The organism is Photorhabdus thracensis, assembly GCF_001010285.1.
In the GTDB taxonomy this organism is placed as follows: domain Bacteria; phylum Pseudomonadota; class Gammaproteobacteria; order Enterobacterales; family Enterobacteriaceae; genus Photorhabdus; species Photorhabdus temperata.
Window position 1 is genome coordinate 2,185,735 of the sequence record NZ_CP011104.1, and the last position, 13,120, is coordinate 2,198,854.

Genomic DNA, 13,120 nt, shown 5'->3' on the forward strand with positions numbered 1-13,120 from the left:
TCTGGTTAAAGATTTTCATTGTGTTGCTATCGCTTCATCCCAGATAAATGACCTTTACTCTTACTGCCTATCCCAATAGAGCTATTTTATTTGCCCTTCTTTGCCATAAAGAGCGAACCTGGGCAGTGCTCAAAATCCTCACGTACTACGTGTACGCTCCGGTTTTTCCGCGCTGTCCGTGTTCACTGTTCATTGATAAGAATGGCCTGCAACAATTACGCCTATTGAGATAGGCTCTTAGTTTCTGCTGGTTATTATTTTATTCATTGGGTAAAAGGATGGCAGGATCTTTAAAATTGGGATTTAAATCAACGGGTGCAGACCAGAGCACAAGGCTATAGATCACATTTTGCATATCTTGGCTGTCTTGCATTATAATTAACGGCACCCCATTTTCCCAGTTATTTTCGAATTGAACTTGCTCTTCAGGTTTTCGCTGCCATGAAAAACCCGTTCCTTCGCAAGATACTTCGTAACACAGATCGAGTAGCTTAGACTCCATTACGTTACTGTCCCCTTTGAACCATTGGGGCTCATTATTTTCAACGATTGCATCCGTATAAAGTGTTATGGTGGCCTTTCCTGGCAGGCCATCTTTGCGGGAGGCTATTATCTCACAAGTGTACTTTCCTGTAACAACATGTGGAACAATGAAGATTCGGTTTTTCGTTTTAATCCAGAACATCATATCTTTTAACACTGCGGTATCAGGTAAACGTGTCCCTGGAAAATCGAAATGTGGATCACCTTTAGGAAAGACTAAGGTACTCGTCCCACTTTCCGGATAACGAACCAATTTATCGTTATTCTCTTTCCCATATATCTTCGGGTTTCCGAGAGCTAAAATGGCTTTTTCAGGAACCCAGTCTATGATTTGAGGGTTACTCGTGATTTGAGGTCGACTAGGTTGTGTATACGTATGAACATAATATTCTTTAGAAGTTTTCATTTATTGCTGTAATCCCCTCCCGGTTAAATTATATCGACCTTTCAGAGATTCTCCTTTTTCCGATTATTATTTTCTGTATCCGGGTACCCGTGCAAGCTGTCACTATACTTTACCTCATTGGATTTTAGCTCTTACTGCCGTCAGTTTTTACTGGCGGTATTTCTACCGATAAGGTAAAACCTACTCTTGTGAGTTAAGCCGGATTTATATTGTCACTGAATAACATTACCTGTTATTTGCATAGAAAGATAGTAGAAAAAAGTGATTGGTTGATAATCTGGCGGATGTATTCCGGTAAAGAAAATATCACATACATTGAGATATCATACGAATGAAAGTATTGAAAGAGTAACGCGAACGAGTAAATAAATAATAGGGTTAAGCGTGAATGCGGCAGGTCTGGAGGAATTAATGTTCGAATGGTAATATTTAAATGGTTTACGTAAAAACTGACCGTTATGGAAACGGGTTATCTATTTCCAATGTACTTCGAGTGCTCAACCGGGGATTACTCCCCGGTTGTTCTATTAACGATTTTTATTTATTGCGGCTATCTGCCCTTCTCACCCCGGATAGATTATCTGGGTTATCACAGGGATCTGGCTTCGCTAGGTTAGCACTGCCCGTACTGCCCGTATTTCCCGTACTAGTAGGTTTCTGGATGGCTGGGTCTTTAAACCTATTATTCGGATTGTTGTCTGGTGGTGTCCAGAAAGCAACATTATGAATCCAATTGCAGGTGTCTTGCATTTCAATTGACGGTACCCCGTTTTCCCACTTACTTTCCAATTCAAATTTCTCTTCGGGTTTACGCTCCCATGAAAATCCGGTCCCTAGGCAGTTTACTGTGTAAGTCAGGTCGTTCACGTTAGATTCCATAACGTTTTTGTCTCCCTTGAACCAGTAGATGTCTGGATTGACAACGATAGCATCCGTATAGAGGGTCACTGTGGCTTCCCCTGGAGATCTATCTTTACGTTTGGCAACCATCTTACAGGTATACTTACCTGTAACCACATGTGGCACCTTGAAGATTCTGTATTGTGCTCTAACCCAGAACATGCCGTCTTTTAGCATCATCTCTTTTCCTATCGGTTTTGGAAAATTATGATTTTTTACTATCGGAAAGACATTCAATAAGGTACTGGTACCCACTTCTGGGTAACGAATTGGCTTACCGTTGTTGTCTTGCCCATTTATCACCGGTTTCCCGAGAGCTTTGATTGCCCAACTTGGGTTCCAATTGGGTGTAGCAGCGGCGAATACCGAGGTGGAAAAGAGCGCCCCTACAGACACGCACATTATCCATACCGGCCACTGGCGGTAATGTGCCGTTATCCGACCAATATCCTGTTTCATTCTGTTGATGAATGTGTTACCCGCATTCATGGGATATTCAGATGGGGATAGTTCCCCAGTTGTTACGTGAGAAATTTTCATTTATTGCTGTAATCCCGTCCCGGTCAAATGACATCGACCTTTCAGAGATTCCCCTTTTTCCGGTTATTATTTTCTGCATCGGGTACCCGTGCAGGTCGTTACTACACGTTATCTGTCTTAATGACAGGTTTTGTTCAATTAGTCTCTGGACTCCGGCTCTTATTCACTTCCTCTTGATCGGAGGAAACCCAAGTCAAATACCACTTTGCACTGACTGTCCGCATTACTTTATGTTGCTTTCCGAGCCTTTAGGTATATTTGCCTACCATTTTCTGTTATTACTATCGCCGCTAGATTTATCAGCTATTGCTGGCTGATACACATGAGATAATTCAATATGACTATTGTTTATTGAGTTGAAGCCGGAATGGAAAACCATCTCGGCCAATGTAACCTTGGCTATTTGTATCCCAAAAACTCAGAGGGTAGCGTGCAGAATAGCGATGCATCTTGAAATCCATAGGGTATATATTGGATTTACCTTTTACCCACAGGGGAACCTATGCCATAAAACCTATCCCTTGCGGGTTAAACTGAATTTTTACTGACATGAATAATATTAGACATTATTTAAGTAAAAATCTAATAGAAAAAAGTTATCGGCTGATAACCTTAGGTTAATGCTACACCTGATTGTTGGTAGTGGTTTTTAGATTATTTTCCACGGATAGATCACAAGAGTGGTAATAATGAGATTTAGGCAGAGGGATTTAGCGGGGATATACATCTTTATGACTATTATTGCGTGAACGAGTAACTTAATTTGGTAATAACAGCGGGCAGGTAAGCTAATATTTCAAATTAATGAGACGCTGAAATCGGCCAACATAATGAAGGATCACCAGCTTGCCCGCGCTATCGGGGATGCGAGCTGGAATAGCTTCCTCATGAAACTGGAATACAAAGCCGCAGCGGCGGGACTCGTCGTTTCTGCCCACGGAGGCCAGCGTAAATCCGTCATAAAGACGGTGGCGGCCTGAGAAGTGGGAAGCCAACCGGGGATTACTCCCCGGTTGTTCTGTTAAAGATTTTTATTTATTGCTGCTACCGGCCTTCTCATTCCAGATAGGTTATCTGGGTTATTACAGGGATCTGGCTTCTCCAGGTTAGCTATTAGGTCTCAGGATGGCTGGGTCTTTAAACTGACCATTTGGATTGTTGCTTGGTGGCGTCCAGAAAGCAACATCATAAATCCAATCGCAAGTGTCTTGCATTTTAATTGTCAGTGCCGCGTTTTCCCACTTACTTTCCAATTCAAATTTCTCTTCGGGTTTACGCTCCCATGAAAATCCGGTCCCTCGGCAGCTTACTGTGTAAATCAGGTCGTTCACGCTAGATTCCATAACGTTTTTGTCTCCCTTGAACCTGTAGAGTATATAATTTACAACGTTAGCATCCGTATAGAGGGTCACTGTGGCTTTCCCTGGAGATTTATCTTTACGTTTGGCAACCATCTTACAGATATACGTGCCTGTGACCACACGTGGGACCTTGAAGATGCTGTTTTGTGCATTTATCCAGAACCTGCCTTGTTCCAGCGTCATATCGTCTACTCTCGGCTTTGGAAAATTACGATCTATTACTGTCGGAAAGACATTCAATAAGGTACTGGTACGTGATTCTGGGTAACGAATTGGCTTACCCCTGTTGTCTTTCCCATTTATCACCGGTTGCCCGAGAGCTTTGATTGCCCACGTTGGGTTCCAAGAGGGTGCAGCAGGATTAGGTTGATAATACTCTGATGGGGATAGCTCCCCGGTTGCCATATTAAAAATTTTCATTCTTTGTGATAACCCTGTCCCGGCCAGATTGTATTGGCCTTTTAAGGGCCCTCCTTTTTCAGATGATTATTCTCTGCATCGGGTCACCCGTGCAGGTTGTTATTACACGGTTTCGTTCATGTAAGAGTATTGCTGGAACTCATGTTTGAGGAGAAATCGTCTTGATTCATATTACTCTCCTAACTTAAGGTTATATCGGATTTGCCTTTACCTACAGGGAACCTATGCCATAAAATCTATCCCTTGCGGGTTAAGCTGAATTTCTATTGCTACGAAGACATAAATAAGATTAGCAATTATTTTAAAAAAAAGATAATAGGAAATAGTTATCGGCAGATAACTTCAGATTAATGCTAAATTAATTTTTTGGTAGTTGATTTCAGATTATTTTTTTATCTATAAGTGGTAAGGGTTGAAATTATGAGACTTGAGCCACAGAATTTAGGGGGGATGTACATCTTTATGGCTACTCTTATTAATACGTAAATATGTAACTTAATATGCTAAGTATTAACTGTAAAGCAAGGAAGAAAAATCACTAGGGGTGGCTTAATATCTTTTCTGTTTATAAAAAAGTGAGTTATTTTGGTTTTTTTAGGATTTACGTCCCAAACTATTTCGTAAAGTCATTGTCTTTTAATCTTTATTTGAAAGTGAATCTTAGTAATAACAGAGAGCGGCTGTGATGAGATTTCAAGTGAATACTCGACAGGCTGAACCGAGGTATTATGGCTCAGCCTTGGTTAATGGTTCACAATAATAAATTAATACTTAATAGATTAACTAATCGTATTCACCGTGTGCTTTAGTTCGAATGGCGAGGTTTCTCCCAGGCTAACTGATAATCATTGCAAAACCTAATGGAGAGAGCAAATTGATGCTCATTTGTGCTGTTGAGACGATCCTCATCGGTAAAGGCGAAAGTAAGCTGATGAAGCACACCCGAAGGTACTTTTCTATATCGTTTGGATTAAGTTGTTTTGAAGCCAAAATGTAATTCACAATTGCAAGCTCTGGCGTAGTTCAATAGTGTCTTAAGTGTTGGGTTTCCGTTTCCTTTTTCAAGCTTGGAAATATTCGCCTCTTTTGTTCCCATACGCTGTGCAACTTGGTTTTGCGTTAGACCAGCAGCATGCCGCATGCGTAATAAAGTATTAATTAGCTCGAATTCTGTCTCTAGCGCATCATACTCAGCTTTTACATCTGAGTTAGCTAATGCTTTGGATTTTAGGGATTTTAAGTTGCTCATTTTATAACCTCTTTCATTCGTTTATAAGCGAGACCAAGATCCAGATTGCTGACGAACCCCATTTAAAAAGTGGGGTTCTGTTGATGTCAATCATATTGTTGTCGTGTGGGGGTTTTTAGTATATCGAGGTATCGATTTTCCAGTACCTCTATTAGATCAAAGACCGGCCCCCGATGGTTAGCACTTTTGTCATTAATCCGATGGGGCTATTAAGGCCCTACATGATGTTTACTGACTTCATTTTCTAGCGCTTGATTCACGAAAGCATTAATCGTCACATCTTCTTCAAGTGCTACTCTTCCTCAGACTTTCCCACCAGAAACGCTCTCGCTTGACTTGGCCAGGGGCCATTGCTGGGCCGCATGGAGCACGCGCAGCACAACTACCGTACCACTTTCATCCTTGATGCGATAGACAATCACATAATTAGGCCGCACGACGATTTCACGGGTATCGTGCACACGGCCGGGGCGGTACAGTTTAGGCCGCTGCGCAGCGAGTTCGATTTTAGCATCAAAGTCTGCGTCAAGCTCAAGCGCGGCGCTGGGGTTGTTTTGTGCGATGTAATCAAAGATACGTTCTCGATCTGCTTCCGCGATCTTTCGCCAAATGATTTTCATGCGCGACCCTGTACAATGCGTTTACGCAAGGCTTCACGTTTGGCGGCAAATTTGGCCTTGACATCAGTGTGAGGGATACCCGGTCCGGGTTCATCTATGGCTTGCTGCACCTGCTCACGAAACCACGCATCATATGCAGCAGCCTCGTGGGTACGCTTGAGCGCTTCGGCACGATCTGGCCTGCGCGTTGAGGTATTGGGGGGAGCGGGGGCGTAGTTTGATGAATCCACGTCGAAGCGGGCAATGCCAATTTTTTTAAGGTAGGAAACCAGCGTTTCGAACTTGCGGAATAGCCGCACATTGCGGCTGCGCTGTGCGGCCAGTGGTCGCTCGTGCATTCCATAGCGTACCATCACGGCCCAGCCACCTGGCTGGCCTACGATGTGCGCTCCTTTAACGGCTCCGGCCTCCACTAGATGTGATAGGGTGCCGTGGTCGATAGTTTCAGCCATGTTGTCACCTCGCAATTTCTGAATATTTCACAATGTAGACTACTGTAATTTATAGAGCAAATTATAGTAAATTGCAAAGCGATTTATTATTTATCACCCAATAACTGAACGGAAAACAGGCAGTTTTCCTTGCCACATAAATGCCCCACAGTTTTTTATGCTCTCGCCCATTTTCGCGGGTTGCAGAAAATGCAAATACAGTGTCTAACCCCCTGACGGGCGATTGAATCGGGTCAATGAGGAAAATGGGTTGTATTAGGATTCATTATGAAAAGAACAGACCCCATTATTTTCAATGAGGTTTGTCAGCGGTCTGAGATCCTTTTTAGGATACGAGCCTGAATTTTGGGTGGCATATTTAATATCGACCCTTGAACTTATCGTATGTGATAAGTTTATCGGTTATTAAACCTCTGTCTTCGATGAGAACCTCTGGGGCGGGAATCGTTGATGGCAGCCCTGAATCAAATATTAAATATATCAGGTTTTCACCATAAATATCCGCTCTGTGTAGTGTATGAAAAAGTCCGCTACCTTGGGATTTCAGGCAGTTATTCTTCGAACCGCTTCGCAAAGTTATTATTTCTGCCTTGGACAGCATCTCTTTATCCTCTATTTTGTTGTTATGCATGGATAGCCAAGGAGCAACGGATGCTTAATTTATTGATATTAATTCTGTTCATTGTTTTCAGTTCACCGATAGTTGCGGCTGAAATTTTTGTTTCGAATACAGAAAAGAATTGCCCCGAATGGTCGCAGGACAAATTACAACGTGAAACTAACAGCTTGATGCAACAGATGGCGCACTGGGATCAGCTCTATCGTCAGAAAGGGATCAGCGAGATCGATGATGAGGTTTATGATCAATTAATGTCGGAGCTGACTCATTGGCAATTCTGTCTGAAACAAGCACCCCATTCAGATTTTCCTGTGGAAGTTTTTCCTGATAATAAGCTTGTTCATCCGGTTGCTCATACCGGATTAAGTAAACTGAAAGACAAGCAGGAAATTAACCGATGGTTGCACGGTAGATTACCTGTCTGGTTACAGCCAAAGATTGATGGTGTAGCGGTAACATTGGTTTATCAGAACGGGAAACTTGTTTCATTAATCAGCCGGGGCAATGGTGCCGAAGGGGTAAATTGGACAGCAAAAAGCCGACATATTCCCGATATTCCGCAGAATATAGAAAATGCTCCACCTGATTTGGTATTGCAAGGAGAACTCTTTCTGCATAAAGAGGAGCATAGACAGCAATTATTGGGGAGTGATGGCGCTCGTAATCGGGTTGCGGGTTTGATGATGCGTAAGGACCATTCGTCAGAATTAAAACAAATAGGTTTGTTTATCTGGAGCTGGCCGGATGGCCCTGCGGAGATGGAAAGTAAATTGCGCAAACTGGCAGATATGGGGTTTCCATTGGCGCTTCGCTACAGTCATAAAATAGAGGAACCAGAGCAGGTGCAGAAACTGCGGATGCACTATTTTGAACAACCCATGCCTTTTGCTACAGACGGTATCGTGCTGAAACAGGAAATTGAACCTAAAGGAAACCAGTGGCGGTCTGGATCTAACAGTTGGGCTGTGGCATGGAAACACCCTTTACGCCATCAGGTTACACAAGTCAGGGAAGTTAATTTTACTATTGGCAGAACGGGCAAAATCTCAGTGGTTCTTGGGCTGGATAAGGTGAAACTGGATGATCGGCAGATAAGCAGAGTCAATATTGGTTCTGTTCGTCGTTGGCGACAGTTGGATGTATTACCGGGGGATCAGGTGACGCTTACATTGGCAGGCCATGGTATCCCGAAATTAGCTCAGGTGGTATGGCGGATCAAAGAGCGTCAGGATATTCAGCCACCGGATAAGCAGCATTATCATGCACTAAGTTGTTTGACGTTAACGGTGGGTTGTGAACAACAATTTAATGCACGATTGAAATGGCTTGGTGAAAATCTGCAAATGACAGGCGTCAGTAGCGGTAGTTGGGCAATGTTGACCGAACAGAAGTTAGTCACTGATTTAACCGGTTGGTTAGCGCTTTCAGCTCAACAAATTGCGGCCTTACCAGGAATCGGAGATAAACGGGCACAGGCTGTTTATTCGCAATTCAGCAAGGCAAAAAATCAGCCTTTTTCCTACTGGATGAAAGGGATTGGAGTGCCTTATATGGATAAGCTGTCTGACAATGTTTATCACTGGCAGCAACTGGAGCAGAAATTAGCCGGAACACAGTTAAAACAGCAACTTACTACCGGGCAATTTAAAAAGTTGTCTGATTTTGTCAATGACACGCAGATTAAAGCAATCGCGGAAAAACTGTCAGTGGCAAGGATAACGGGTTTTGACCGGGAAAACGGGGTCGTAGTTAACCCCGTTGGTATGGTTCAGTGATCGGAGTGTTCGTAATTAAAGACCGGTAATCCAAGACGGTAGCGGATAGCAACCAATCTTGCTGTCAGACCGGCGATCAGGGTAATCAGAACAATGCCGTTTTGCGGTAACGGCGTGTGCTGTAAGCCAATATATAACCAGGCGGCGGTAAAGGAGACACCCGCATAGATCTCTTTCTGGAAAACCAACGGAATGGTGTTACACAACATATCGCGTAACACGCCACCGAAAACACCGGTAATAACCGCCGCAATGGAAGCAATGATTGGGCCATAGTTCATATCCAACGCAATCTGTGCGCCAAGAATGGAGAAGACAATCAAGCCAATGGCATCAAGGATCAGAAACAGGCGGCGCAAATGCTTCATCATCGGCGCAACCCAAGTGGTGATTACGGCGGCACAGGCAACGGTGACGATATATTCAGGGTGCTTAACCCAACCGAGGGGATAATGCCCTAGTAGTATATCTCGAACGGAGCCACCGCCAATCGCCGTTACGGAAGCAATAATAATCACGCCGAACATATCCATTTTACGGCGGCCCGCAGCTAAAGCCCCGGTCATCGCTTCAGCAGTAATACCGATGATATAAAGAACACTTAGTAACATAGAAATGAAATGTACGTAGCATAAAAAAGTAAGAGTAATGTCGAAGTGGTAAAGTCTCGACTGAAATTTTTTAGTTCCATCCATTTCGGATTAATATTATTTATCCGAAAAAACCTGATGCAAGGATAATAAAATGGCCTTTCAGGAACGGCAAATCACGTTAGATAACCGTAGCCACCAGCTTACTAATATTAATGTCTGGACACCAGACAGCCAGTGGTTAGTTTATGATGTGCGTCCTCATGGTGCTTCTTTTACTGGTTTAACGATAGAAAAAATTCATGTACAGAGTGGAAAAACAGAAATTATCTATCAGGCAAAGGAGGGCGCTCATGTTGGCGTGGTGACAGTCAGCCCAACAGAACCTGTCCGATATGCGTTTATTCATGGGCCAGAATGCCCAGATGAGCAATGGCACTATGACTTTCATCACCGTCGGGGCGTCATTGTCAGTGAGGATTCTCCGGGAAAAGCGGTTACGCTGGATGCAATGGATATTACTGCCCCTTATACCCCGGGAGCGTTGCGCGGAGGCAGCCACGTTCATGTATTCAGCCCGGATGGTAGCCGTCTAAGTTTTACTTATAACGACCATGTTATGCATAAGCTTGATCCAGCGCTGGATTTGCGCAATATCGCCGTGGCTGTGCCCCTCAAACCAGTTGAACCACCTAAGCACCATCCCCGTGAATATGATGGTAGCTATTTCTCCGTTGTGGTTAGTACTACTACTTTTCAGCCGGAGCCGGGCAGTGATGATATTAACCGCGCCTATGAAGAGTGTTGGGTAGGCCAAGCAGGATATCGTAAAGCGGATGGTAATTGGCAGCGTTGGGCATTGGCATTTATTGGCGATACTATTTCTGCAACAGGGGAAAAAGTACCGGAAGTCTATATCGTTGATTTACCTGAACAGGATGCTGATTATGCGGTAGCAGGGGAAAAACCGCTGCAAGGTACGGAAACAACGTTACCCGCGCCGCCTGCCAGTGTAATGCAGCGTCGTTTGACATTGACCAGCCACAAACGCTGGCCGGGAGTCGTGAATAACCCGCGTCACTGGTTGCGTGCTTCACCGAATGGTGAACAGATTGGTTTTTTAATGAAAGATGATAATGGTATTGTGCAATTGTGGACAATATCGCCAAATGGTGGCGAGCTCCGTCAAATAACTCAGAGTTACTGTGGCATCCAATCTGCTTTTAGTTGGGAAAGTAGCGGTCAGTTTGTTGCTTTTATTTGTGATAACAGTGTGATGCTGTGCGATGTGCGAAATAGCCAAATGCGGCGTTTGACAAAGCGTACAGAAAAAGCGCCTGCTGCGGAAGCGGTGGTGATTTCACCGGATAGTCATCATATTGCATTTATGCGTGAAGTCGATGGTTATATGCAAATTTTCCTGGTGGAAACCGGATTGAAATAAATATATTTGCCGTCAGTTCACTCTCCGCTGGTGGCAATAAATAAACCGGAACGGATTATCAATTAATTGGTTTTGGTTTGACGTTGTGCTTTTTCTATTTTTTCGATTCGTTCTTTTGGTGAACTTGCTGATTGATCCTCATCAGATTTTATATAGTCATACGGTAATAAAAGGGTATCCAGTAGCGCAGAAAAAGGCAGATCAATAGCCAGCAATGGTTTCATTACCCAGCCGGTATCATTATCTTTCAGCATTTCAATATTCGTCTTAGCGCCGGAATAATAACCACGGCTAGGCCCTGAATGGGTCATAATGCTTGTGCACCCGCTGGTTAACAGCCATCCTAATGTGACACAAAATAGAATTAATTTATTACTCTTCATCGGTTCTATTGATCTCGTATGGTCAAACAGCCGGAATACTTCGCTCTTGCGTTGGTTGCTTGGGTGGCTTCTATTCCCCTAAGTTCTTTAGCTAAGGGCTTTTACATCATCACTATAATCACGCTATGCAACTTTGACCATAGCATTAATACCTGAGAATAGTGAATTTTTTATGTAACACGTTTTTTCCTATTCTTCTGATGAATAAGAAACGACTCAAATCATCATAATGATTTGTGTAGCTCGTTTTTCAAACATCCTTTAAGAATAAAGCAATTTGGCATATCGGCTGAAAGTCTCATTAATGCATAATGCACTCTTGCATTAGCTATCAGTAAACGCACAAAAACCGGCCTATTCAAGCCATTAGATTGAGAATTTTCTGATTAAATAGATACTGCTGAAGGAGAGGGGGCAGACAAGGAATGTTTCTTTCTCTTCTTTGCACCAAGCACTCTACAAATTCTGATAATAATCATGTAAAAGTCCTCGTTGTCATTTGGCTCCCGCATTTTCATGCAGGAGCTTTTTTATTGCTGGTTTCAGGCGACTTTCTGATGTGCCAGTTCAATCTCTTCTGCCAGAATCGCAATCCCTTTTTCGATACTTTCCGGATCAGGAACGTAGTTCATGCGCATACATTCGTGAGCATGTGGCCAGTTTTGCTCGAGCCCTGGGAAGAAATAGTGACCTGGAACCATCAGTACACCGCGCTTTTTCAGCCTGTGGTAAAGCGTTTCTGTTGTTATTGGCAGGTTTTTAAACCACAGCCACAGAAAAATGGCACCTTCTGGTTTATGGATCAGACAAAGTTCCGCCGGCAGGTAACGACGGATAATATGAATGACGTCCTGAACCCGTTGTTGATAGAACGGGCGGATAACGTCCTGTGACAGGCGAAGAAGGTCATTACGTCGGATCATTTCCAGCGCCATTGCTGGCCCAACGCCGCCCGGTGCGAGGCTGATGATGCCGTTCATATTACTGACGGCATTGATGATTTTATCGTTAGCAATAATGATGCCGCAGCGGGAGCCGGGCAGCCCTAATTTGGATAAGCTCATGCACAGAATAATATTGGGATTCCATAATGGCGTGGCTTCGCTAAAAATAATGCCTGGGAAGGGTACGCCGTAAGCATTATCAATTAGCAGTGGAATTTGGTGTTGTTGAGCGAGATAATCTAGCCGTTGCAATTCTTCGTCAGTGATGACGTTACCCGTTGGGTTGGTTGGGCGAGAAACACAGATCAGGCCAATATCTTCGGTAATATTGAGATGGTCAAAATCAACACGGTATTTGAATTGGCCTTCTGGCAATAATTCAATATTGGGTTTATTGGCAACAAATAAGCCTTCATCCAGCCCTGAGTCAGAATAACCAATATATTCCGGTGTCAGTGGAAATAGTACCTTACGGGTGGAACCATCTTCACTGCGCCCGGCCAGCAGGTTAAACAGATAGAAAAATGCGCTCTGGCTGCCATTGGTCAGGGCTATATTTTGTGTACCAATTTCCCAGCCAAGTTTTTCGCGCAGCATCTCTGCCAATGCTCGAATTAGCGTATCTTTACCCTGAGGGCCATCATAGTTGCATAGTGTTTCCGTGAGTTGGCCGCTTGCGACCATTTCAGTCAGTAATTGCTGAAAATAGTCATCCATTTCCGGGATATGTGCCGGATTACCACCGCCCAGCATAATTGCACCGGGTGTCCGCAACCCTTGATTAAGGTCATTCATCAGGCGGGTTATACCTGCGTCTTGTGTAAACTTGTTACCGAATTGAGAAAAAATCATAGCCGTGTTCGTTGTCGGTGTG

The 13,120-nt window shown here is 43.7% G+C and carries 11 protein-coding genes and 1 pseudogene; 3 read left to right on the forward strand and 9 right to left on the reverse strand.

What is annotated here, in order from left to right; translation table 11 throughout:
- Nucleotides 1-259: 259 nt before the first annotated feature.
- Both VY86_RS09355 and VY86_RS09360 read right to left on the reverse strand, forming a co-directional pair.
- A complete protein-coding gene (locus tag VY86_RS09355) occupies nt 260-949 on the reverse strand; it encodes a hypothetical protein (protein ID WP_046974768.1) in 690 nt (229 codons plus the stop codon).
- Between the two features lie 537 nt (nt 950-1,486).
- On the reverse strand, nt 1,487-2,389 hold the full coding sequence (locus VY86_RS09360; RefSeq protein WP_238591613.1) for a hypothetical protein: 903 nt from the start codon (nt 2,387-2,389) through the stop codon (nt 1,487-1,489).
- A gap of 800 nt (nt 2,390-3,189) precedes the next feature.
- Between VY86_RS09360 and VY86_RS26485 the strand changes: the two are divergent.
- Nucleotides 3,190-3,369 (forward strand): annotated as a pseudogene (locus VY86_RS26485) (hypothetical protein); the annotation flags it as partial.
- 126 nt (nt 3,370-3,495) lie between these two features.
- On the opposite strand, the gene VY86_RS09370 reads toward VY86_RS26485, so the two are convergent.
- The 4 genes from VY86_RS09370 to VY86_RS09385 form a co-directional block, all read right to left on the reverse strand.
- Nucleotides 3,496-4,170 carry a hypothetical protein gene (locus VY86_RS09370; protein ID WP_052760807.1) on the reverse strand — a complete coding sequence of 225 codons (675 nt, stop codon included), beginning with the start codon at nt 4,168-4,170 and terminating at the stop codon, nt 3,496-3,498.
- A gap of 970 nt (nt 4,171-5,140) precedes the next feature.
- Nucleotides 5,141-5,419 (reverse strand): helix-turn-helix domain-containing protein, encoded by a 279-nt coding sequence (locus VY86_RS09375; protein WP_046974769.1) that lies wholly within the window; start codon nt 5,417-5,419, stop codon nt 5,141-5,143.
- Between the two features lie 302 nt (nt 5,420-5,721).
- On the reverse strand, nt 5,722-6,039 hold the full coding sequence (locus tag VY86_RS09380) for a type II toxin-antitoxin system RelE/ParE family toxin (RefSeq protein ID WP_046974770.1): 318 nt from the start codon (nt 6,037-6,039) through the stop codon (nt 5,722-5,724).
- Complete coding sequence (locus VY86_RS09385) at nt 6,036-6,491, reverse strand: antitoxin PaaA2 family protein (protein WP_011144683.1); 456 nt, start codon at nt 6,489-6,491, stop codon at nt 6,036-6,038. Before VY86_RS09385 ends, VY86_RS09380 begins: the two co-directional genes overlap by 4 nt.
- A gap of 651 nt (nt 6,492-7,142) precedes the next feature.
- On the opposite strand from VY86_RS09385, the gene ligB reads away from it, so the two are divergent.
- Nucleotides 7,143-8,885, forward strand: a complete 1,743-nt coding sequence (gene ligB, locus VY86_RS09395) for an NAD-dependent DNA ligase LigB (protein ID WP_046974772.1) — start codon at nt 7,143-7,145, stop codon at nt 8,883-8,885.
- Here the strand turns inward: ligB and VY86_RS09400 are convergent.
- On the reverse strand, nt 8,879-9,496 hold the full coding sequence (locus tag VY86_RS09400; RefSeq protein ID WP_046974773.1) for a trimeric intracellular cation channel family protein: 618 nt from the start codon (nt 9,494-9,496) through the stop codon (nt 8,879-8,881). The two genes, ligB and VY86_RS09400, sit on opposite strands and share 7 nt — an antisense overlap.
- A gap of 133 nt (nt 9,497-9,629) precedes the next feature.
- Between VY86_RS09400 and VY86_RS09405 the strand changes: the two genes are divergently transcribed.
- Nucleotides 9,630-10,919, forward strand: a complete 1,290-nt coding sequence (locus VY86_RS09405; protein ID WP_046974774.1) for a YidR family protein — start codon at nt 9,630-9,632, stop codon at nt 10,917-10,919.
- Between the two features lie 62 nt (nt 10,920-10,981).
- Here the strand turns inward: VY86_RS09405 and VY86_RS09410 are convergent, their stop codons facing one another.
- On the reverse strand, nt 10,982-11,302 hold the full coding sequence (locus VY86_RS09410) for a YceK/YidQ family lipoprotein (protein ID WP_046974775.1): 321 nt from the start codon (nt 11,300-11,302) through the stop codon (nt 10,982-10,984).
- Nucleotides 11,303-11,844: 542 nt separating this feature from the next.
- The gene (locus VY86_RS09415) at nt 11,845-13,098 is read right to left on the reverse strand and encodes a valine--pyruvate transaminase (protein ID WP_046974776.1); all 1,254 of its coding nucleotides are present in this window, start codon (nt 13,096-13,098) and stop codon (nt 11,845-11,847) included.
- Nucleotides 13,099-13,120: the final 22 nt, after the last annotated feature.

What these genes read in the sequence shown, in the direction of transcription:
- VY86_RS09355 (WP_046974768.1), bottom strand. Translation starts at nt 949, where the DNA reads ATGAAAACTTCTAAAGAATATTATGTTCATACGTATACACAACCTAGT.
- VY86_RS09360 (WP_238591613.1), bottom strand. Translation starts at nt 2,389, where the DNA reads ATGAAAATTTCTCACGTAACAACTGGGGAACTATCCCCATCTGAATAT.
- VY86_RS09370 (WP_052760807.1), bottom strand. Translation starts at nt 4,170, where the DNA reads ATGAAAATTTTTAATATGGCAACCGGGGAGCTATCCCCATCAGAGTAT.
- VY86_RS09375 (WP_046974769.1), bottom strand. Translation starts at nt 5,419, where the DNA reads ATGAGCAACTTAAAATCCCTAAAATCCAAAGCATTAGCTAACTCAGAT.
- VY86_RS09380 (WP_046974770.1), bottom strand. Translation starts at nt 6,039, where the DNA reads ATGAAAATCATTTGGCGAAAGATCGCGGAAGCAGATCGAGAACGTATC.
- VY86_RS09385 (WP_011144683.1), bottom strand. Translation starts at nt 6,491, where the DNA reads ATGGCTGAAACTATCGACCACGGCACCCTATCACATCTAGTGGAGGCC.
- ligB (WP_046974772.1), top strand. Translation starts at nt 7,143, where the DNA reads ATGCTTAATTTATTGATATTAATTCTGTTCATTGTTTTCAGTTCACCG.
- VY86_RS09400 (WP_046974773.1), bottom strand. Translation starts at nt 9,496, where the DNA reads ATGTTACTAAGTGTTCTTTATATCATCGGTATTACTGCTGAAGCGATG.
- VY86_RS09405 (WP_046974774.1), top strand. Translation starts at nt 9,630, where the DNA reads ATGGCCTTTCAGGAACGGCAAATCACGTTAGATAACCGTAGCCACCAG.
- VY86_RS09410 (WP_046974775.1), bottom strand. Translation starts at nt 11,302, where the DNA reads ATGAAGAGTAATAAATTAATTCTATTTTGTGTCACATTAGGATGGCTG.
- VY86_RS09415 (WP_046974776.1), bottom strand. Translation starts at nt 13,098, where the DNA reads ATGATTTTTTCTCAATTCGGTAACAAGTTTACACAAGACGCAGGTATA.